This is a genomic window from Anatilimnocola aquadivae (assembly GCF_049819085.1).
GTDB lineage: Bacteria > Planctomycetota > Planctomycetia > Pirellulales > Pirellulaceae > Anatilimnocola.
Map to the genome: position 1 here is coordinate 2,890,898 of NZ_CP187419.1, position 20,987 is coordinate 2,911,884.

At 59.5% G+C, this 20,987-nt stretch carries 15 protein-coding genes; 8 read left to right on the forward strand and 7 right to left on the reverse strand.

Features of this window, described 5'->3' with window-relative positions; genetic code table 11:
* Window positions 1–40: 40 nt before the first annotated feature.
* On the reverse strand, window positions 41–1,873 hold the full coding sequence (locus NA78x_RS11785; protein ID WP_425618648.1) for a sigma 54-interacting transcriptional regulator: 1,833 nt from the start codon (window positions 1,871–1,873) through the stop codon (window positions 41–43).
* A gap of 189 nt (window positions 1,874–2,062) precedes the next feature.
* Between NA78x_RS11785 and NA78x_RS11790 the strand changes: the two genes are divergently transcribed.
* From NA78x_RS11790 to NA78x_RS11820, 7 genes are all read left to right on the forward strand, one after another.
* A complete protein-coding gene (locus NA78x_RS11790) occupies window positions 2,063–2,887 on the forward strand; it encodes a sirohydrochlorin chelatase (protein ID WP_425618649.1) in 825 nt (274 codons plus the stop codon).
* 111 nt (window positions 2,888–2,998) lie between these two features.
* Window positions 2,999–4,807 (forward strand): amino acid permease, encoded by a 1,809-nt coding sequence (locus NA78x_RS11795; protein ID WP_425618650.1) that lies wholly within the window; start codon window positions 2,999–3,001, stop codon window positions 4,805–4,807.
* A gap of 108 nt (window positions 4,808–4,915) precedes the next feature.
* A complete protein-coding gene (locus NA78x_RS11800) occupies window positions 4,916–6,325 on the forward strand; it encodes a DUF1501 domain-containing protein (RefSeq protein WP_425618651.1) in 1,410 nt (469 codons plus the stop codon).
* Window positions 6,326–6,404: 79 nt separating this feature from the next.
* Window positions 6,405–9,050 (forward strand): DUF1549 domain-containing protein, encoded by a 2,646-nt coding sequence (locus tag NA78x_RS11805; RefSeq protein ID WP_425618652.1) that lies wholly within the window; start codon window positions 6,405–6,407, stop codon window positions 9,048–9,050.
* Window positions 9,051–9,323: 273 nt separating this feature from the next.
* Complete coding sequence (locus NA78x_RS11810) at window positions 9,324–10,649, forward strand: DUF1501 domain-containing protein (protein WP_425618653.1); 1,326 nt, start codon at window positions 9,324–9,326, stop codon at window positions 10,647–10,649.
* The gene (locus NA78x_RS11815; RefSeq protein WP_425618654.1) at window positions 10,642–11,415 is read left to right on the forward strand and encodes a hypothetical protein; all 774 of its coding nucleotides are present in this window, start codon (window positions 10,642–10,644) and stop codon (window positions 11,413–11,415) included. The genes NA78x_RS11810 and NA78x_RS11815 overlap by 8 nt, the downstream gene beginning before the upstream one ends.
* Before the next feature lie 105 nt (window positions 11,416–11,520).
* Complete coding sequence (locus tag NA78x_RS11820) at window positions 11,521–12,297, forward strand: 3-keto-disaccharide hydrolase (protein ID WP_425618655.1); 777 nt, start codon at window positions 11,521–11,523, stop codon at window positions 12,295–12,297.
* A 442-nt stretch (window positions 12,298–12,739) separates the two neighbouring features.
* Here NA78x_RS11820 and NA78x_RS11825 read toward each other — a convergent pair whose 3' ends face one another.
* From NA78x_RS11825 to trpD, 5 genes are all read right to left on the reverse strand, one after another.
* On the reverse strand, window positions 12,740–14,134 hold the full coding sequence (locus NA78x_RS11825; protein WP_425618656.1) for a metal ABC transporter permease: 1,395 nt from the start codon (window positions 14,132–14,134) through the stop codon (window positions 12,740–12,742).
* Window positions 14,131–15,408, reverse strand: coding sequence for an iron chelate uptake ABC transporter family permease subunit (locus NA78x_RS11830; protein WP_425618657.1), 1,278 nt, complete (start codon window positions 15,406–15,408; stop codon window positions 14,131–14,133). Before NA78x_RS11830 ends, NA78x_RS11825 begins: the two co-directional genes overlap by 4 nt.
* The gene (locus NA78x_RS11835) at window positions 15,405–16,166 is read right to left on the reverse strand and encodes a metal ABC transporter ATP-binding protein (protein WP_425618658.1); all 762 of its coding nucleotides are present in this window, start codon (window positions 16,164–16,166) and stop codon (window positions 15,405–15,407) included. Before NA78x_RS11835 ends, NA78x_RS11830 begins: the two co-directional genes overlap by 4 nt.
* Window positions 16,167–16,202: 36 nt before the next feature.
* The gene (locus tag NA78x_RS11840) at window positions 16,203–17,177 is read right to left on the reverse strand and encodes a metal ABC transporter solute-binding protein, Zn/Mn family (RefSeq protein ID WP_425618659.1); all 975 of its coding nucleotides are present in this window, start codon (window positions 17,175–17,177) and stop codon (window positions 16,203–16,205) included.
* 126 nt (window positions 17,178–17,303) lie between these two features.
* Window positions 17,304–18,335 (reverse strand): anthranilate phosphoribosyltransferase, encoded by a 1,032-nt coding sequence (gene trpD, locus NA78x_RS11845; RefSeq protein ID WP_425618660.1) that lies wholly within the window; start codon window positions 18,333–18,335, stop codon window positions 17,304–17,306.
* A 107-nt stretch (window positions 18,336–18,442) separates the two neighbouring features.
* On the opposite strand from trpD, the gene NA78x_RS11850 reads away from it, so the two are divergent.
* On the forward strand, window positions 18,443–19,384 hold the full coding sequence (locus tag NA78x_RS11850; protein ID WP_425618661.1) for a nucleoside hydrolase: 942 nt from the start codon (window positions 18,443–18,445) through the stop codon (window positions 19,382–19,384).
* A 44-nt stretch (window positions 19,385–19,428) separates the two neighbouring features.
* Here the strand turns inward: NA78x_RS11850 and NA78x_RS11855 are convergent, their stop codons facing one another.
* On the reverse strand, window positions 19,429–20,784 hold the full coding sequence (locus NA78x_RS11855; protein ID WP_425618662.1) for a porin: 1,356 nt from the start codon (window positions 20,782–20,784) through the stop codon (window positions 19,429–19,431).
* Between the last annotated feature and the right edge of the window lie 203 nt (window positions 20,785–20,987).

The window sequence follows — 20,987 nt, forward strand, 5'->3', positions numbered from 1 at the left end:
CTTTTCCAAATTCAGGCTGAGACAGGGTGCCGTAAATCCATTATCGGCGAACTATCCCATATTCCTCGATCTTACGATACAACGTGGCCCGCCCCAATCCCAAAAGCTTCGCTGCTTCTGGAACATTGCCATCTGTCCGATTCAATGCTTCTTGGATCAGCTTGCGCTCCCAGAAGTCGAGACGCAAGGACTCGAGCTCTTTCCCGCCGCTAGCGTCGCGCAGGCCGAGGTCATCTGGCAGGATGGTATTTCCTTCGCACATTACCACGGCCGAGTCGAGCACATTACGCAGCTGCCGCACATTGCCAGGCCATTGATACGATAGCAGCTTCTCGCGCGTATCGGGCGAGACGAGCAAGTTAGGCCGGCCATGTTGCTTGCGGAAGTGATTCAAGAAGAACTCCGCTAGCAGATCGATATCTGGCCCACGATCTCGCAGCGGCGGAATATAAAGTTCAAAAACAGAGAGGCGGTAATAAAGGTCTTCGCGAAATTTATGCTCGCGGACAAATTCGCTGAGGTCGCGATTCGTCGCTGCTATCACCCGGACATCGACCGTCACTTCTTTCGTCGAACCGACGGGCAAAAACGGATGACCTTCGAGAATACGCAGCAGCTTGGCTTGCCCCTCGAGTGTCAGTTCGCCCACTTCGTCCAGGAACAAAGTGCCCGTGTGTGCCGATTGGAACCAGCCGGTGTGATCAGTCTCGGCACCCGTGAATGAGCCCTTCTTGTGGCCGAAGAGTTGGCTTTCCATCAGGTCGCGGGGGATGGCAGCGCAGTTGACGCTGAGCATTGGTCGATCGGAACGGGTGCTAGCGCGGTGAATGGCCCGGGCGACGAGTTCCTTGCCGGAGCCACTTTCGCCGCGCACCAGCACACAGCCCGTGGCGCGCGCGACGCGATTGATCTTCGACTTGAGTTCCGTCATCGGCTTGCTCTCGCCGATCAGTTCGTCGAAGACCGCTGCCTTGTCACTGAGCCGGCGATTATCGGCCCGCAAGATCGCTTCCTGACGTGACCGCACCAAGGCAACCGTCAGGATGTTCGCCAGCAGCAACGAGACTTCGAAATCACTTTGGCGGAAGCGCCCCTGCTCCAGATAAATATGAATAGCCCCGAGGGTCTTCCCTTCGTGCACCAATGGAATGCACAGCGCGTCGGCAAATAGCCGCAGGCTATCGGTGCCGACTGTGGCCGGCTGATTGTCGATCCAAACCGCCTTGCCTTGGCGAATGACCATTTCGGTCAAGCTGTCGCTGAGGCGAACTTTACTCGCTGCCTCTTCGGGGATGACCAACTTGGGTTTCAATTGGCCGTCGTCACTGACCCAAAGAAATCCGACGACCGATGCCTGGGTGCGGGTATGCAGCAAATCGAGCGAGACGCGGACGACTTCATCGGGATCGTTGCAGCCGAGCAGACGCACGCTCAGCTGATGCAAGGTGAGGAAGTCTTGATTTCGCTCGTTGTCTTGCAACAGTGAGAAGCCGAGATCGCTGGGCATCCCTTCGGTAACGATCCGATCGCGAACTACCGTCTGGGTATGTTCCTGCCGGGCCGACTCGCTACGGGGGTCTAGTTGTTCGCAGTAAATAAATTCCGTGGTGCCGATTTTTACGCGGCAGTCGATGGCGAGCCGAGCTTCGTCGATCTTCTGCCCGTTCAAATAAGTGCCGTTGCGGCTGGTGGCATCACGAATCCACCACAGTCCGTCGCTGAACTGAACGATGGCATGCACGCGCGAAGCGAGGGGATCGGAAAGGACGATGTCGCAATCAAGCCCGCGTCCAATGCGGGTGGGGCGATCCGTAGGAAGCACGACGTGTGCCCCGGCGCGAGCCCCGCTGATCATCAGCAAATAAGAATTCACAAGCAGCACAGCCAACAATGGAAAAAATGACGGCCTAACACCGCCCAGAAGTTTGTTCTGTCAATATAGTAGCGAAATGCCGCAAACGCCTACCCCGTGCGCGGGAAAGTTCCCTTGAGTGTCGTCGCCACGCTCCGTGTGGTGCATTTCCAATCGCAACAAGTGATCGCAACTTCCACCGTTCGAAACATGACTCCTGTGCCAGATGCCATCTTGCTCGTCGGTCACGGTACCCGCAATGCGGCGGGAACAGAGCAATTCCTGCGCTTGGTGGAACTGGTGCGAGGCGCGGTGCCCTTGCCGGTTGAAGTTGGCTTCATCGAATTGCAACAACCAACCATTGAAATGGCACTTGCCAATCTGGCCGAGCGGGGGCTGGCAAAAATCGTACTCTCCCCTGCCCTGCTCTTTGCCGCTGGTCATGCCAAGCAAGACATACCCGCAGCAATCGCCAACGCCCTCGCAGTGCATCCTCAACTGCAAATCACCGTCGCCGAACCCCTAGGCTGCCACGAAGCGCTCATCGACCTCGCTGCCCTCCGTTTTTCTTCCTCCCTCTCCTCGGTACTCCGGGGAGAGGGTCGGGGTGAGGGGCTTGCCCTTAAACAAACCTCAGCCACTCCGCATCCGCCCACCGGGCTTGTCCTTATCGGTCGTGGCAGCAGCGACCCCGCCGCCATCGATCATTGTCGCCAGTTCGCCACGGCTCTGGGCGAAAAAGTAAACGCCGCCGGAGTCTTCACCGGCTTCATCGCCGTCGCTCGTCCCAATCTGCCGGAGGCGCTCGAGCAAGCGGCTGCCGCGGGCTTCGCTCGAATTGTCGTACAGCCTCACCTGCTCTTCAGCGGCGAGATGCTCGAGACGACCTCCGCAGCCGTCGCTCGCGCCCAGCAAACCCACCCGCAAATCGATTGGCGACAAGCTCCGATTCTGGGCAGCGACCTGCTCGAACCTGCGAGTCTTGCCGCTGACTATCTCGTGCGCGCTCTGATTGCCCGAATCCCCGCGGTTTGAAGTTGTTTCCCGCGCGGCAGATGATTACGCTAACGCAACCTTTCTGGCAGTCGGTTGTCTGCTCCTCTCATCTCGCTGATGGACGTCCAAGTTAGAGGCTGAAACGAAGCAATGATCAGAAAACAACTCTTCGGCACGAAATCGCTCAAAGTCCTGCTGGAGGAAATGGCCGGCGAACATACGTTGAAGCGGGCCCTGGGGCCCGTCTCGCTGACGGCACTGGGTGTCGGCGCGATTATTGGCGCTGGCATTTTTGTGACGACCGGCGCCGCTGCCCGCGAGACCGCTGGCCCGGCGTTAATGCTTTCCTATGTCATTGCAGGTCTGACCTGCATTTTCGCCGCGCTTTGCTATGCAGAGTTTGCGTCGATGGCCCCCGTCGCCGGTTCGGCCTACACCTACGCCTATGCCACGCTGGGCGAGTTGATGGCCTGGATCATTGGCTGGGATCTGGTGCTGGAGTACGCCGTCGGTGCTTCCGTCGTCGCGAATGGTTGGTCCGGATACTTTCAAAGCATCTTGATCAAAGCCGGAGTCGGCGTGCCGTTCATTGTCTCAGGGTCTCCGTATCTCTATCAGCAGGGACACTTCATACCCAACGTCTCGGCCGAGTACGCGCGCGCCGATGTCAGCCCCGAATTGTTAAAACTCGAAAAGGAAGAGTACGCCAAAAAGAGTGTCGGCAAGCCGTTGTATGTTTCGCAGAAAGTCTTCGATAGCAAGAAGCCAGTGACCTGGGCCGACAATTCCGAACAACCGGCCAACGGCGTCTACTGGGCCTTCGCACTCAAGACCACGGACGGGGACAAGAACTACATCGTGGGCAAAGTGGGGGACAAAGCGGTCGAAGCGAAGATTACGAAGCGCCAGCAAGCTCTCTTCGATTTGCCGGCAGTCGTCATCGCCGCGATCGTGACCTTGATCCTCATCAAGGGGATCAGTGAGAGTGCCAACTTCAACGCCCTGATGGTGTTCATCAAAGTCGCCGCCGTGCTATTTGTGATTGTCGTCGGTGCCTTCTATGTCAAATCCGAAAACTGGACGAATGACTTCGCCCCCTATGGCTGGACGGGCGTGAGCTTTTTTGGCCGTTCGATTTGGGGCCAGACGAACCTGGCCGGAAACTCTGTGGGTGTGGTCGCTGGTGCGGCGATCATCTTTTTCGCCTACATCGGCTTTGACTCCGTTTCGACGCATGCCGAAGAAGCGAAGAACCCTCAGCGCGATGTGCCGATCGGCATTATTATCTCGCTCGTCGTTTGTACGATTCTGTACATCGGCGTGGTCGCCGTTTTGACGGGTATGGTGCCGTATCAAGAACTTGATCCCAAAGCGGCTGTCTCCAGTGCCTTCGCCAAAGCCGGACTGCCGTGGGCAGAAACGGTGATCTCCGTGGCGGGCGTTGCCGGCATCACTTCGGTGCTGCTGGTGATGATGCTCAGTGCCCCTCGCGTATTCATGGCGATGGCTCGCGATGGCCTGGTACCGAAAGCGTTCTTCGCCGACGTTCATCCGAAGTTTAAGACTCCCTGGAAGAGCACGATCCTGATCGGCCTCTTTGTCGCGATTCTCGGCGGCCTCTTTCCGCTCGATTGGCTACTGCATCTAACAAACATCGGCACCTTGTTCGCCTTCGTAGTCGTATGTGCCGCGGTCATTATCATGCGCCGAACCAATCCCGACGCAGTTCGACCCTTCCGCTGCCCGCTCGTTCCCATCGTCCCGATCTTGGGCATTCTCTCCTGCCTGATGCTCATGCTCTCGCTTCCTTACGACAACTGGCTGCGGCTCTTTGGCTGGCTCGCCTTGGGCATGGTCATCTATTGGTTCTATGGCCGGCATCACAGCGTGCTGGGGCAAGAACTGCGCGCGGAACTGGCTCGCGGTGGAGCATCACCTGCCGGAACGCTGAAGGGGTAATCGCTGGACGCGATATATGAGGTGGGTTAGACTTCCTTAGGCATCAATCGATCTTCGTTGATGCTCCCCGCCTTGTAACAAGCCCGCCGTCCTCCCTCGGAAATGCCCATGTCAATGTCTCGCGACCAAGCCACTGCCTGGACTCGTCGGCAGTGGTTGCAAGCTGGTGCGTTCGGCGCGCTTGGTTTGTCGTTGCCGCAGATGTTGCAGTTGCAAGCCAGTGGCGCGAGTGGCCGAGTTGGTAAGGCCAAGAATGTGCTGCTGCTGGTGGAACATGGCGGTCTGTCGCATGTCGATACCTGGGACCCGAAGCCTGAAGTTGCCTCCGAGCAGCGCACGCCATTCGACCTTGTCCCCACCAGCACGCCCGGCGAGCGTTTTACCGAACTGCTGACACATACCGCGAAGATCTCGGACAAGATTGCCGTCGTGCGCGGCATGCACCACATTCAGCGGAATGACGATCACGGCAAAGGGATGCAGTACGTCCTGTCGGGGCACAGTCCCGGCGGGCCCGTTGAGTATCCGGATCTGGGCGCGGTCGCTTCCTACGTGCTGGGAAGTGCCTGCGAGTTCCTGCCCTCGTATGTGCAATTGCCGGCCACATCCGAATTCGCCCACATGACCAAGTCGGGCTTTTTGCCCACTAGCTACGGCGCATTCAAAGCGACCGCTCGCGATGCCTCTGACCCGAACTGGAAGGTCTCGGGCATGCAGCGAAATCCAGAACTGTCCGACGAGCGCCTCGGTCAGCGCCGCGCGTTGCTCTCTGCTCTCAATCAAAATCCGACACTCGCCCGCGATCGCACCACTGCGGCTATCGATACTTTTCACGATCAGGCAGCGACGCTGCTAACAAGTCCCGCTGCCGCGAAGGCTTTCGATCTGTCGACCGAAACGCCGAAGATGCGCGAGCAGTACGGCGCCGGGCATCGCGGCGCATGTTACCTGCTCGGTCGCAAGCTGATCGAATCGGGCGTGCGGTTCGTCACCATCGATACGCGATGGCCCAAGATGCCCGGCGAAGTCGGCGGCGGCAATTTGAACTGGGATCACCACGACCATATCTATGCCAAGGAAACTTGCGAGTTGCCGGGCGCGAGCGGCGCGGGTGCGGGTCGCTACGGCATTGGTCACTGGTACATGATGGGGAGCCTCGACCGAGCTTACTCGACGCTCATCACCGATCTCGAACAGCGTGGCCTGCTCGACGAAACACTAGTCTGCCTCGTGACCGAGTTTGGTCGCACGCCGAAGATCAACAAGCATGGCGGTCGCGATCACTGGCCGGATGCTTATTCGATCGTGTTTGCCGGGGCGGGAATTCGCGGCGGACAGATCATCGGCGCAACCGATCGCCAAGGGGCCTTCGTCACCGACAATCCTCATTCGCCCGACGACTACGCAGCCACCATCTACGACAAGCTGGGCATCAATCGCGACAAGCCACTCTACACCCAGGAACAACGTCCCATGTTCCTCGCCCATACCGGCAAGCCGATCGCCGAGTTGTTCTAGGCAATTGCTAGGCTCGCGCAGCAACCTCGAATACGATAGTGATACCTCCCGGTCCCCTCCCCCGCTGAAACGATTCCCGATGATGCGACCGCTGCTGATTTGCTGCCCGGTGATCTTATCGCTGGTAACCTCGCTGGCGCTGGCCGCGGAAGCGACTTCGCTGCAAGTCTTTCCCGCAGCCATCACGCTCGACGGGGCTGCTGACCGCGCGGGTATCGTCGCGCTGCTAAAGCAGGCCGATGGCCGGGCGGTCGATGTCTCGGCGCTTGTTAAAGTCAGTTGTTCACAGCCTGAATTGGTGACGCTCAACGGCCGCGAAGTGACTTCGCAGGCTGATGGCTCGGCGGAACTAACCATCGAACATGAAGGTCAATCCGCCAAGATTCCGCTCGTCGTGATGAATGCAGCACAGAGCAGCCCTCCTTCCTTTCGCCACGAGGTGCTGCCGGTCCTCACGCGGTTTGGTTGCAACCAGGGTGCCTGCCACGGCAAACTAGCCGGGCAAAACGGCTTTCGCTTGTCACTGCGCGGTTACGCTCCCGAATGGGATCACGGCTGGCTGACACGCGAGTTCTACGGCCGCCGCATAAGCTCTGCGAGTCCCCAAGACAGCCTGCTCATTCGCAAACCGAATGGCCGCGAACCCCACGGTGGTGGCCGCTTGTTTGAAGTCGGCAGCCGGGCTGAACAAACGCTGCTCGACTGGATCCAAGCAGGGACTCCGAACGTCATTGCCGATGAGCCGCTTGTGACCAGGCTCGAAGTCTTTCCCGGCGATCGTACCGCCGCCGCTGGCGATACGCAGCAGTTGGCCGTTTATGCTCACTACGAAAATGGCCGCGTGCGTGACGTCACCTGGCTCGCGCAGTTCTTCACCAACGATGCGAGCGTAGTCGAAGTTTCGCCGACCGGTCTCGTCAAATGTTTGCGAGCCGGTGAGACCGTGGTGCGTGTTCACTTTCAAGGCGAAGTGGTCGTTACGCAGTTCAGCATGCCCTTCGCCGAACCGGTTCCTGCCGAGCAACTGACCGAGCGTCGCAACGTCGTCGATCAACACGTCTTTGACAAATTGGCAGCGCTCCGCATTCCCCCTTCGCCCGCTGCGGATGACGCCACGTTCCTCCGCCGCGTCTATCTCGACACCATCGGCACGCTGCCCACGATCGCTGAGACCGAACACTTTCTTGCGAATGCCTCGCCGAACAAACGCTCGCAACTGATTGACGAATTGCTGCAGCGGCCCGAGTGGGTCGACTTTTGGACGTTGCAGCTGTGCGATGTGTTGCAGAATCGCAAGGAACGCGATCATGACGTGCGTGGTACGAAGGGCGTTCGTTCGTTTCAGGTTTGGATGCGGCAGCAACTGGCTGCCAATCGCTCGTGGGATAAGATTGCCGCCAATGTCCTCACGGCGCAAGGGAGCGTCGGCGAACAGCCTCAGGTGGGCTATTACATCGTCACCCTCGGCGAGCAACGGAAGGTCGAAGATTCCGACGTCGTCTCTTCTGTCGCGCAGGCTTTTTTGGGGACGCGCGTCGGCTGTGCCAAGTGCCACAATCATCCGCTCGAACGCTACACGCAAGACGATTACTACCGCTTCGCCGCCTTCTTTGCCCGCACCAAACTGCAGCGGAAGAATCCGGCCGAAGGCGCAACCCAGCTGGTGATTGGCAGCGAAGACGAAGACCGCGCCGAGAAGCAACTGGCCGAAACCTCGAAGAAACTCGATGAGGCGAAGCAGAAGCTCGCTGGCAAAGAAGGGAAAGAAGCGGAGCAGGCGCAGAAGGAAGTCGATCGACGGCAGCAGGAACTCGACGAACAGACCAGGCGACTTGCGGACAGCCGGCGAAGCCCGAAAGTGCGTCAGCCTCGCACCGGGCAAATGATGCCGCCGTTGCCGCTCGATCGGAGCGAAGTAGCTGTCGACGATTCCGCTGATCCCCGTGCGGGGCTTGTTCGCTGGATGCACAATCCGGCCAACGAGACATTTACTGGCAACATGGTCAATCGCCTTTGGAAGCACTTTTTCAGCGTCGGACTCGTCGAACCGGTCGATGATCTGCGGGCCAGCAATCCCCCTTCGAATCGTCCGCTCTGGCAGGCACTCAACCGCGAGTTTGTTGCACATCAGTACGATCTGAAGCACCTGATGCGTTTGATGCTCAACTCTCGCACCTACCAACTCGGCAGCAGTACGCTTGCCGCGAACGAACAAGACCAGCGGCATTACTCGCACTACTATGCTCGACGTTTGCCGGCTGAAGTGCTGCTCGATGCGATCAGCCAGGTGACCGAAGTGCCCGATCAGTTCCAGGGTTATCCGCTCGGCCTGCGGGCGATTCAAATTCCCGATCCAGGCGTCAGTTCGCAGTTCCTGGCGATGTTCGGCCGGTCCGATCGCGTCACCGCCTGTGCCTGCGAACGGAGCGGCGAAGTTACCTTGCCGCAGTTGCTCCATTTGCAATGTGGCGATGGCCTCACGCAAAAACTGGATCAGCCTGACAGCAAGCTCAAGCAATTGCTCGCCGCCAAACTCGAGAACGGCGCGCTCGCCCGGTCGATCTTTTTGGCTGCGCTCGCGCGGGAACCTCGCCCGGCAGAAGTGCAAGCCATCGAAGCGGCGCTCGGTGACGCGAAGGTCGACGACGCTGCCGCGCGAGAAGAAGCCGTTCGGGATTTGTTCTGGGCAGTGCTGAATACGAAAGAGTTCGCGTTTAATCACTGAGACAGTAGTCATCTCGCTCCGTCGAGATGAAGGGCCCGGTGAAGAGGCAAAGCTCATCTTGCGGAGCAAGATGACTACGGTGAAGGTAGTCATCTCGCTCCGTCGAGATGAAGGGCCGGTGAAGAGGCAAAGCTCATCTTGCGGAGCAAGATGACTACGGTGAAGGTAGTCATCTCGCTCCGTCGAGATGAAGGGTCCGGTGAAGAGGCAAAGCTCATCTTGCGGAGCAAGATGACTACGGTGCCAAGGCGAGAAGAGGGGAAAAGGAAAACCATGCTCGACATCAATCTGAATCAAGCGCGACGGCAGTTCTGCAATGGCTGGAGCCGGCGAGATTTTCTCCGCGTGGGGGCCATCGCGCCGCTGGGCTTCTCGCTGGGGAATTTGTTGCAGGCGCAAGCGATTGCCGCGCCCGATGCCAAACGGCGAGCCAAGTCGATCATTCTGGTGTACCTGGGCGGCGGCCTGTCGCATCACGACAGCTTCGATCCCAAGCCGAATGCTTCGGCCGAGATCCGCGGCAAGTACAACACGATTCAAACGAAGCTGCCGGGAATCTCCTACGGCGAACTCATTCCCAAGCTGGCCCAGCAGAACGATCTCTACACGCTCATTCGCAGCGGAGCCCACAACAACGACCATCATGAAACGGCGACGAACTGGGTCATGAGCGGTCGCTTCGGTTCGGCCTTCGGCGACTATCCGGCCATCGGTGCCGTCGTCGCTCACGAGACAGGCTTTACGTCGCAAGTTCCCCCCTACGTTTCCGTCCCCAACAATCCTTCGTTCACTTGGGAACTGGGCCGCAGCGCGTTTCTCGGGGGGCGGTTCGAATCGTTCAAAGCTGGCGATCCTAACAGCGGCGGTTACAAGGTGCGCGATCTGTCGCGGGCACAGCCTTTGACCGATAAGTCGCTCCAGCGGCGTCAGAATCTGTTACAGGCCGTCGATTCGCTGGGGCAGCAAGTGCGCGGCAACGACCAGGTCGCCACCTACGACGAATTTCAAAAGCGGGCCGCGGAAATGATCCTTTCGCCGCAAGCCCAGGCTGCGTTTGATGTCGAAAAAGAGACCGCCGAGCAGCGCGACGCGTATGGCCGGACCACGTTCGGGCAAAGCTGCTTGCTCGCGCGGCGACTCGTCGAAGGGGGCGTGACCTTCGTCACCATCAACTACGGCGGCTGGGACCATCACGGGAAGATTTTCCCGGCCCTCGATAAAAAGCTGCCCGAATTCGATCAAGGCTTTTCGACGTTGCTCGCCGATCTTCAGCAGCGAGGCTTGCTCGACGAGACGCTCGTGGTTGCCCTGGGCGAGTTCGGCCGCACACCGAAGATCAACAAGGACGAAGGCCGCGATCACTGGGGTCCTGCTGCGTCACTCGTCTTCGCCGGTGCAGGTGTGAAGGGTGGCCAGGTGATCGGTGCGACCGATGACATCGGCGCGCACGCCACCAAGCAACCGGTGAAGCCCGCCGATGTGGCTTACACCATGCTCTCGGCCCTCGGCATTCACCCGCGCAAGCACATCCACACGCCCGACGGCCGCCCGCTCGAAATCCTCGACGAAGGAAAGCTCATCGAGGGTTTGTATGCGTAGTGCATCGTGGGTACCGCTCGTGTTGCTACTGGCTGCCTCTGTCACCACGCTCGCGCAAGACAAACCGCCCGAGAAGAAGGATCCGCCGAAGATTGTGATGGCGACGCCACTCGTTGTCTCGCCCGGTAAGCTGGCGAAAATGACCCTGCGCGGATTGCGACTCGATCAGGCCACCGAAGTGACGCTCGCTGGCTTTGCTGACCCGCCGAAGATTGAACTCAAGAAGAAGGAAAAGGCGGGCCCGCCGAATGGACTCAATGCCAACGAAGTGGGCGATTCGTTCGTCGAGTTTGAGCTCACCTTGCCCGAGAGTCTCGATAAGCCAGAAGTGCAACTGGCGGTCACCAGTGCCGATGGTACTTCGCAGCCTTACTCGCTGCTTGTGTTGCCGGCCGAGAAGCTGGCCACTGAAACCGAACCAAATGAATCTTTTCGCAAGCCCGGCTCGATTGCCGTGGGCCAGACGTTGGTCGGCACGATTCATCAACAGCGTGACGTCGATGTTTTCAAAATCGACGGCCAGGCTGGAGAGACCATCGTGGCCGAAACACTGGCTGCCAGACGTGGTTCGGCCCTCGATCCGATTCTCTCGCTCTATAACGCTGCCGGAATCTTGTTGGTGCAAACCGACGATCAGCCCGAACATCGCGACGCGGTGCTCAAGCACCAACTGCCCACCGACGGCACGTACTTTCTGGTGCTGATTGATGCCCACGACCGGGGCTCGAACGCGCATCCGTATGTGTTGCAAGTGCGCGGTGAGTAGGTGGTTCCCCCTCCCGTTGTTTCGTGAAGTATATTGCAGATGGTCTCTGCGTCTTGCGAAGACCTTCCCTCACCATTTCCCCCTCCCCGAATTTGGAGCCAAATTATGAAGCGTTTTGCCGTGTGTACCCTGTTCGTCGCGGGCCTGGCCAGTTTTGCTCAAGCTCAAATCACGGTCGTTCCTAAAGATCCGCTCGAGAAGGAAAAAGGAACCGAGAACCAGAACGTCACCAAGCCGCTGGAAGCGGTCGACAGCAAGCCGAATACGTTGAGCGCCAAGGAAAAGAAGGAAGGCTGGAAGTTGCTGTTCGATGGCAAGTCGACGGCAGGTTGGCGGAACTACAAGAAGACTGAAGTCGGCCCCGGCTGGCAAGTGAAGAACGGCGAGCTGACCCGCGCCGATAAGGGGGCTGGCGACATCATCACCAATGACAAGTTTGAGGCGTTCGAACTGGTCCTTGAGTACAAGATTTCGAAGGGTGGCAACAGCGGCCTGATGTTCCACGTGACCGAAGACGGCAACACGCCGTGGATGACCGGCCCCGAGATTCAAGTGCAAGACAACGTCGACGGCCACGACCCGCAAAAGGCCGGCTGGCTCTATCAGCTTTACAAGCCCGAGGCCGACGCCACCAAGCCCGTGGGCCAGTGGAACGAACTGCGGGTGCTGATCCACCCCGAGAAGAGCACCGTCTGGATGAACGGCACCAAGTACTATGACTTTGTGAAGGGGAGCAAGGACTGGGACGAGAAGGTGGCGAAAAGCAAGTTCGGCAAGATGGAGCAATTCGGTAAGCCCACCTCCGGTCACCTCAGCCTGCAAGATCACGGCAACGAAGTGGCTTTCCGGAACATCAAGATCCGACCCATCGAAAAGAAGTAATGGAAAAGTCGTCCCGCCGGTGACCAGACTAGTCACGGACCTCCTTAGAATTATCTGACGATGTCTTTGAAAATATGGTTGCCGGTTGTGATCGATTTGCGCGATTATCTAATGCGCATAAATTCAGTGCATATTGCTCGATTGCGTTGTAGGTGCTTTTGTGTTAGGTGATAATCGGCCCCGTTAGTGAGTTGCGTCGACGGGGCTGATGGCTTGTGATGAGGGGGGCTGTTCAGGGGGTGTAATGTGGTTATCAAACGGTTATCAAGAAAACCGGGCGATTACCACTGATCAGCTGCGCAAGGTTCTGTTGGGTAAGAGCTTGCTGCAAAACTTGAGTTTGAAAAAAACGCGCAAAAAGTTATCAAAACGCGAGCGAGCAAATGAGCTCGGAAGTGACAATTCGAGCCGTGGTCTAGGGCGGTGGAAAAGCCCTTGGCGATCAGCCTCGATCGGCCCGTGGGACGGGCGGAATCGGCGTTCCGTGGGGGTCGAGATTGCGATTGGCGAGTTCTTCGGCCAGTTGCTGCTGGAGCGACGCATCGAGAAAGTGCTCCATCCGCTCGGCCGGTTCGTGCAAGTGATCGCGGGGAAGCTCGAAGTGCGTGGCGAGGTAACTTTCCCATAAGCGGTGAGCCCGGACGATTCCTTCTGCCTGTTCGCGTCCCTGGGAAGTTAGCCCTGCCGCGGAGTTGGTCCAGCCTTGGCGGCGGGCATGCAGACTGGCCAGCAGCGAAACGAGCCAGCCGGCCGAGTGATCGGCGGGAACTGGCTTGCCCCGTTCTTCTTCGCGGTAGAGGCGGGCGATGATATCTTCGGCCGCGATTTGCACGGCGAGGAATAAGTTCCGCAGCCAGCGGCTGAGCAGGCCATGCTGGGGCGAGAAGAGTACGGCGAGGGCCAGTTGCAGTCCGGCGACCGCCGCCATGATGCCGGCCAGGTTCGTGCTAAGGGCATCGGCCAGCAGGTAGCCGAAGATGGCCGAGAACGCGGCGGAGATCGCCGCGAGAATCAAGGTCGTGCTGAGGCGGTCGGCTAGCATCCGCGCGGTGGCAGCAGGCGCGACGAGCATGGGGACGACGAGGATGGAACCGACGGACTCGAAGGCCGAGACGGTGACCATCGCAACCACACCCATCAGTGCCAGGTGGATCGCGGTCGCGGGCAAGCCCATCGCGCGAGCTAGTGCTGGATCGAAAGCGACCAGTTTCAGTTCCTTCCAGCCCACGAGAATGAAGGCCAGGACAATTCCCAGGACGGGCAAAAGTCGGAGGAGCGCGGGGGGCCAGCCGATGCCGAGCCACACTACGGGCGGATAAGCGCCGGTGTTTTCGAGGGCCCCGTAGAGGACGCAGTCGACATCGATGTGCCCGTGCGGAGCCCAGATCTGCAAAATGACCACGCCCATCGCAAAGAGCGAGGTGTAAACGACGCCCAGGCTAGAGTCTTCGCTGACCTGGCCAAAGCCTTGCAAGCCTTGAGCCGCGAGGGCGGTGAGGACACCCACCAGCATCGCTCCGGCGAGGATGGGCCAGCCTGCAACAGTGCCGGTGAAGATCACGGCGAGCGCGATTCCCGGGAGGACCGCGTGACTGATGGCATCGCCGAGCAGGCTCATCCGGCGCAGCACCAGGTACGTGCCCACGAGCGCGCACATCACGTTCGCGACCACACCGACGGCAATTGTGCGGAGGGCGATCTTGCGAGAACTCGGCGGAATGAGGGTGACAAACAGCCAAGCGGCCAGAGCAGCGAGCGCGAGAATGGCGACCACCATCAGCGTGCGGCGGAGCAGAGGAGACCAGGCAGCTTGAGGTTCGTTGGCGGAGGCGATCATGGGCGCGCCTCCGGCAGCAATGGCGCACGCAGTTCGGGCCAGGCCCCGCGATCTCGCAGGCTGTGTTCGAGTTTTCGGATCAATTCGGGCTGTACTTGTTCGGAGAGAGGTGCGGTGAGATCGGCGATTGCGGAAGCCTGTTCGGGATGCTCCTGCAGCAGTTCCTTCCAGAGCAAATGCGTGCGAATGACTTCCAACGCTTCGGCTGCGCCGGAAGGCGTGAACTCAAAACCTTGCCCCGAGGCGTGCAGTTCACCTTGGATGACCGCACGCGTGATGGTGTCATTCAAACGACCCCGGTGCCAACTTTGAGCTTGCAGCAGGTCGTCCAGGCGGACTTGGGCGAGCTTCGAGTCGGCACCGTGCGAGAGATCCCAAACACCTTCGAGCAAGCGTCGACGGCTGATTTCGGTTTCGAACCGACGCCATCGCAGATAGCGGGCCAGGACACCGCGATGACGACCGCCAATGAGAGACACCAGAAAGATGGCGGCACCGCAGAGAACGATGGTCGGCCCGGCAGGAAGATCGCGGTTGTAAGCACTCAGCAGAGTACCAAGCAGACCCATGACGAGACCGAAGAAAGTCGAGAGCGCGATCAAGACACCGAACCGGTCGGTCCAAAAACGGGCTGAAGCGCCGGGAATGATCACCAGCGCCGCAGTGAGGACCACACCGACCGCCGGCAAGCCGATGACGACGGTGATGGCGAGGAGCGACATGAGCGCGAGATCGAGCCAGCGAACGGGCCAGCCCAGGGTACGGCCAAAGTCGGCGTCGAACGAGATGAGTTTAAATTGCTTATAGAGGAGAACCACGATGGCCAGGCAGATGATGGCTACGACCGAAATGCCGATGACATCGTCGAGCGTCATGCTCGCCGCTTTGCCGAACAGGAACGAATCGAGTCCGGCGCGACTGCCGCTGCCGGGCAACTGTTGGATTCGCTTGCTGAGGGCAATGCCGATGCCAAAGAAGACGCCGAGCACACTGCCGATAGCTGCATCCTCGCGAATGCGCGTGCGGTTGGTGAGCAAGTTGATGACGAGAATGCCGAGCACTCCACTCAGGAGCGCTCCCAGCAACAGCACGGGTAACTCGCGTTGCCCCGTCAGCAAGTATGCCAGGCAAACTCCCGGGAGCGCGGCATGAGCCAGTGCGTCGCCGGTGAGCGACCTTTTGCGGAGAACGGCAAATGAACCAACTAGTCCAGCGAGCGCGCCGAGCAGGCCAATGCCCGCGAGCACCACGGCCGTGTTGTAGTAGAGCGTCATGGCCCGACCTTCACCTGCAACGCATCGGCAGCGGCATCGAGGAGCGCCAAACGGCCGCCGTAGGTCTTGCGCAGATTCTCGGCCGTGAAGGTCGTTTCGACGGGGCCACTGGCCACAAGTCGCACATTCATCAGGGCGACAAAGTCGAAGTAGAGAGGCACCGTGCGCAGATCATGATGCACGACGATGATCGTCTTCCCTTCCTTACGCAAGCGAGTCAGCAAGTCAAAGATCACGCGCTCGGTCAGGGCATCGACACCTGCCAAGGGCTCGTCCATGAAATAGATTTCGGCCTGCTGGGCCAGCGCGCGAGCCAGGAAGACTCGCTGCTGTTGACCGCCCGAGAGTTGGCCGATCTGGCGACCTTCATAGTCGGCCATGCCCACTTGGGCCAGACACTCGCGGGCCAATTTGTGCTCGTTGGTGCCCGGGCGACGAAACCAGCCGAGTCGACCGTAGGTGCCCATCAACACAACATCGAGCACGGTGACGGGAAAGTCCCAATCGACACTTTCACGCTGGGGCACATAGCCAACGCGGTGGCGAACCTTGGAAACAGGCTGGTCGAAGATGGTTACCAGACCACTGGCCAGCGGAGTGAGCCCGAGAACCGATTTGATCAGCGTGCTTTTGCCAGCGCCGTTGGGTCCCACGACGGCCGCGAGACAAGGACTGGTGATGGTAAGGTCGATGTCCCACAGCACCGGCTTGCGGTGATAGGCGACGGTCACATCGTGGATATCGAGAATCGAGGACATAAGAGCGGACGTGGTTGGCAGGCAAATATTCGCGGGCTACTGCAGGGCCTGAACGATGGTGGTGACGTTGTGGCGGACCATTCCTTCGTAGTCGCCGGTCGGCGTACCGGGATCTCCCATCGCGTCGGAGTAGAGTTGTCCGCCGATCTTCACTTCGTGGTTCTGAGCACGGCAACCTTCGAGCAGGGACTTTACGTTTTTGTCGGAGACGCTGGTCTCGACGAAGATCGACTTGATCTTGCGCGCGACAAGAAAGTCGACCAGTTCGTTGATGTGTTTGACACCGGCTTCGCTGTCGGTGCTGACGCCCTGGATGCCGCGCACCTCAATGCCGTAGGCTTTGCCAAAGTAGCGGAAGGCATCGTGCGCGGTGATCATCACCCGTTGATCCTGCGGGATGGTGGCCAGTTCTTCGCGGCAAAAAGTATCGAGGGCGTCGAGCTTGGCAAAGTAAGCCTGCGCGCGACCCTGGTAGTTCTCTGCTTCGGCGGGATCGAACTGTTCGAGCGTTTCCAGCACTTGCTGGCCGGCGGCTTTCCAGAGCGAGACATCGAACCAGACGTGTGGGTCGTGGGTCCCACCATCGTGCAGCAGTTTTGCTTCGTCGATCTGCTCGGCCACTGCGATTGCGGGCTTGCTCTTGGCCAACTCGTCGAACAGGTCCGTCATTTTTCCTTCGAGGTGCAGCCCCGAGTAGAAAATCAGATCGGCCGAGCCGAGTGCCGCGATATCGCGGGTCGACGATTTGTACAGATGCGGATCAACGCCCGCAGCCATCAACTGGGTTACTTCCGCGCGTGGTCCCGCGATGTTGCGCACCAGGTCGGCGACCATGCCCGTTGTGCAGGTGACTTGAATCGGTCCCGTGCCGGCATAACGCTGCTGGGCGACGGGCACCATGGTCCCACTGGTCGAGTTGGTTTCGCAGCCAAGAAAGGAGACGGCCAGGATGAGACAACTGGCGGTGACGAGCAGCGCGCGGATCAACGGACGAGTCCTCGAGTTGGACATAGGAAAGCTGACTTGCCGACGATAGTTCTATCGGCAGAAAGGCACTTTTCGGTCAATCGAAATCTCCTCTTAGTCTCATTCGCAGGACAGTTTGCGTCAAGGGGAGAGATGCGACTTGTAATGCTATCAGGCTACAGACTGCGAGATCGCCGCCCAGCGTTCCAGCAGCGACTTGGCAGCGCCGCTATCGAGAGCCTGCTGAGCTTTCGCAGCGGCTTCGAGCAGGCTCAGTTCCGGCGAGGCGATCCAAATGGCCGCAGCGGCATTCATCACCACAATGTCTCGCGGCGGGCCCTGCTCACCGGCGAGGACGCGGCGAATCAGCGCGGCACTGGCTTGGGGGCCATCGATCTTCATGGTCTCGAAACCAGCGGGCTGAAGGCCGAAATCGGCTGCAGTCCAAGTGGTTGCCTGTTGCTGGCCATCCTTCAGTTCAATAACGTCGGTCTCACCCACAAGCGAAAGTTCGCCGCAACCCTCGCTCCCCACGATCACGGCCCGCGTGGTTTGCAGCTGCTGCAAGGCGCCGGCAATTCGTGCACGAAGGTTACTTCGCCCGACACCCATGACTTGGTACTTGGCTCCCGCTGGATTGCAGAGCGGCCCGAGCAGATTGAAGATCGTCTGCGTCCCCAGTCGCTTGCGAGCAGCGGCGACGTGCTTCATCGCGGGATGAAACTGCGGGGCGAAGCAAAAGCAAATGCCCAGTTCATCGAGTTCGCGAGCCACCACGGACAAAGGTGCCGTCACGTTCACGCCCAGGGCCGTCAGCACATCGGACGAGCCACTTTTGCTCGTTACGCTGCGGTTGCCATGCTTGGCGACGGCCACGCCAGCGGCCGCCGCAACAAGGGCCGCCGTGGTGCTGATGTTGAAGATCTCGGAGCCTGTGCCTCCCGTGCCGCAGGTATCGACCACAACGGTCCGCTGCGTGGGCAGACGTGTCATATGACCGCGCAGGGCTTCGGCCGCGCCGGCGATTTCTTCGGCGGTCTCACCTTTTTCGTGCAAGGCAGCAAGAAAACCCGCGAGGTCATCTTCGCTTTCCGCACCTTGCATGATGCGGTCGAAGGCAGCGCGAATTTCGGCCCGGGGCAGCGATTCGCCGGCCTGCACGCGTTTGGTCCATTGGTTTAACGACGAGGAATTCAATGTCATGATGGTGTTCAGCCGAGCTACGTCGCCTTGTGATTCCGCTCCAGCGGCGCTACAATCCGACGCGCAGCTTGATTTTTGTTTGTCGCCTCAGTTTCCAGCCCACAGCCATGCCTCGCAAGGTGATTATCGACTGCGATCCAGGTATCGACGATGCCGTTGCCCTGTGCATGGCCCTGTTCGATCCCCGGTTGGAAGTTCTCGCCGTCACCGCCGTGGCCGGCAATGTGACTGCCGATCAATCGACCCGCAATGTGCAGGCGCTGATCGAGCAGCTCGATCCGCCCCGCTATCCGCGATTGGGGGCTGCATCCCCCACCGAAGCGCTGGCGATGGTCGACAACCGTTCGCTGTACGGCGAAGATGGTTTGGGCAACGTCGGCCTCGTCAGTTCGAAGCTGGCCCGGCAACATCCGTCGGAAAAGCTGATTTGCGACGAAGTCCGGGCTGCTCCCGGCGAAGTCACGCTCATCTGCCTGGGACCGCTGACGAACATCGCCGCCGCCATCACCCGCGAGCCTCAGCTGATTTCGATGCTCGGCCGTTTGGTCATCATGGGCGGAGCGGTAAATGGCATCGGCAATGCCACCTCGGCCGCCGAGTTCAATATTTACTACGATCCGCACAGTGCCCGGCAAGTGTTTCGCTCGCCGACGACCAAATCGCTGATCCCGCTCGATGTCACCAGCCAGGTGACGTTCTCGCTCGATCTGCTCGAGCAACTGCCGCCGGAAACGTCCCGCGCCGGCAGCCTGCTCCGCAAGACGCTACCCCATTTGTTTCGCACCTACCGGCGCGATTTGGGGCAAGAAGGAATCCAACTTGCCGACGCAGTGGCAATGGCCGCCGCGCTTCATCCCGAACTGTTTACGACTCGCGACCTGACCGGCGATGTCGAGACGGCTGGCGAGCTTACGCTCGGAGCGACGGTTTTCGACCGTCGCCCCACAGCGCACCAGCGGGGAGACATGGAAGTGGCTCTCGAAGTCGATGCTACCGCCGTCAGCGATTGCATCGTCCGCGCGCTGCAGGATGCTGGTCGGCAGACATAGCGAATCGCCTGGCGCGGTTTGCCAGTTGCCCAGTTCGTCAGCGGTTAGTAATTGAACTGGAACTGGAACCGCAGGATCTCGCCGTCGAACTGACGGTACGACAACTGGTTCGCCGCGCTGATGGCTGTCGTATTGGTGCGATCGGTGAAAGTGTACATGGCGGTCAGTTCCATGCTCTTGTCGATCTGCCATTCCAGACCGAACTCGGTTTCTTCAATGTTGCTGTACGGCGCATTTCGCTCGGGCTTGTAGCCACCCTTGAAGTAGTTGTAGCGGACAAAGGGCAGGAAGATGCCGTGGCATGGGCTTTCGTAGCGATACATCATCATCGCGTAGCCGCCATTGAGAGGCCGCACAATGACTTCCGTCTGGGCATCGTTGAGCGCGGGGCCTTCGCCGACGTTCCATTCTGCTTGGAAGCCAAAGGGCTGCGGGTACCAGATGAACGAGGCGGCCATTCGTTTGTCGAGGAGGCCATCGCGAGTATCTGCCAACGTGCCTTGTGGCGTCACCGCAGGACCAACGCCCAGCGGGCTGATTGCCGAGCCCAGCACGGTGTACATACCGGTGTAGCCTTGAATGCCAACTTCCATGCGTTGGCAATTGTCAAACTGATACGGCACCGTGAGGCGGGCGACGACGTGCAAGTTGTCGTTCTGCTCGATAAACGAACCGCCTTGGCCGTTGTAGACACCCAAGCCAAACACGCCGTAATTGCCCGAGCCCTTAAGACCCTCATCGAGAACTTCCTTGAAGAAGTCTTGCGCAGGTTCGGGGGTCCAGTAATAGAACACTCCCAGGTCGCGTTCGTTGCGCACGGCCGAGTTCAGCGAATCGGACCGATCGAGCGGCAAGCGATTCGAACTCGACTGCATGTTTTCCCAGCCATAGGGAACCTTCGACTGGCCGACGCGAAAGCGGTGGACCTTGGTGGTGTCGACGTAGCAGTCAGCGTACCAGTCGCGGATTTGGGTGAAGTGATTGGCGTCGGGGCTGCCGGGTACGCTGGAAGCAAAGTCCGGCTGCAAATAGACGTAGGTATGCGCTCCGACATCGCCGGCAATAATGACACGCGCCCGGCGGATGATGAAGTTTTGGTTCTCGCCGATTGAGCGATCGCCCGTATGCTGGGCGGGAGCTGAGCCAGGCTCTTCATAGGTGACTTCGTTGATACGGACCTGGGCGTAGCCGCGAATGCTTAGTTTGTCATACCACTTCTTCTCTTTGGGCTTGCTCTCTTTTTTCTCTTCGGGCTTGAGGTCCATTCCCGCAGCGGTTGCTGCATCGAAGGCGCCGGTCATCAGTGCTTGCGAGTCGTACTCGCCGCCAGTTGAATTGGGGTCGAACTGTTTCGACTGCATCGCCCCGAGCGCTGCTTCGGCCCGTTCCAGTCGAGCCATGATTTGCTCAATCGAGTGCTGTTCGGTGGACGGTGCGGGCACGGGGTACCCCGTCGCCACGACTGGCGGGAATGAAGATTCCTGAGCCAATGTTGCCTGCCAGCAACCAAGAGCAATCAACGCATGGCAGAATGCGCTGAACACCATTTTTGTCGCTGAAATGTTGTGCATGGGTAGTTTGGTGAAGCTGTGGGGATTTCGCT

Excerpts from the sequence above, each read along its gene's own strand:
- NA78x_RS11790 (WP_425618649.1), top strand. The coding sequence starts at position 2,063 with ATGACTCCTGTGCCAGATGCCATCTTGCTCGTCGGTCACGGTACCCGC.
- NA78x_RS11795 (WP_425618650.1), top strand. The coding sequence starts at position 2,999 with ATGATCAGAAAACAACTCTTCGGCACGAAATCGCTCAAAGTCCTGCTG.
- NA78x_RS11800 (WP_425618651.1), top strand. The coding sequence starts at position 4,916 with ATGTCAATGTCTCGCGACCAAGCCACTGCCTGGACTCGTCGGCAGTGG.
- NA78x_RS11805 (WP_425618652.1), top strand. The coding sequence starts at position 6,405 with ATGATGCGACCGCTGCTGATTTGCTGCCCGGTGATCTTATCGCTGGTA.
- NA78x_RS11810 (WP_425618653.1), top strand. The coding sequence starts at position 9,324 with ATGCTCGACATCAATCTGAATCAAGCGCGACGGCAGTTCTGCAATGGC.
- NA78x_RS11815 (WP_425618654.1), top strand. The coding sequence starts at position 10,642 with ATGCGTAGTGCATCGTGGGTACCGCTCGTGTTGCTACTGGCTGCCTCT.
- NA78x_RS11820 (WP_425618655.1), top strand. The coding sequence starts at position 11,521 with ATGAAGCGTTTTGCCGTGTGTACCCTGTTCGTCGCGGGCCTGGCCAGT.
- NA78x_RS11825 (WP_425618656.1), bottom strand. The coding sequence starts at position 14,134 with ATGATCGCCTCCGCCAACGAACCTCAAGCTGCCTGGTCTCCTCTGCTC.
- NA78x_RS11830 (WP_425618657.1), bottom strand. The coding sequence starts at position 15,408 with ATGACGCTCTACTACAACACGGCCGTGGTGCTCGCGGGCATTGGCCTG.
- NA78x_RS11835 (WP_425618658.1), bottom strand. The coding sequence starts at position 16,166 with ATGTCCTCGATTCTCGATATCCACGATGTGACCGTCGCCTATCACCGC.
- NA78x_RS11840 (WP_425618659.1), bottom strand. The coding sequence starts at position 17,177 with ATGTCCAACTCGAGGACTCGTCCGTTGATCCGCGCGCTGCTCGTCACC.
- trpD (WP_425618660.1), bottom strand. The coding sequence starts at position 18,335 with ATGACATTGAATTCCTCGTCGTTAAACCAATGGACCAAACGCGTGCAG.
- NA78x_RS11850 (WP_425618661.1), top strand. The coding sequence starts at position 18,443 with ATGCCTCGCAAGGTGATTATCGACTGCGATCCAGGTATCGACGATGCC.
- NA78x_RS11855 (WP_425618662.1), bottom strand. The coding sequence starts at position 20,784 with ATGGCTCGACTGGAACGGGCCGAAGCAGCGCTCGGGGCGATGCAGTCG.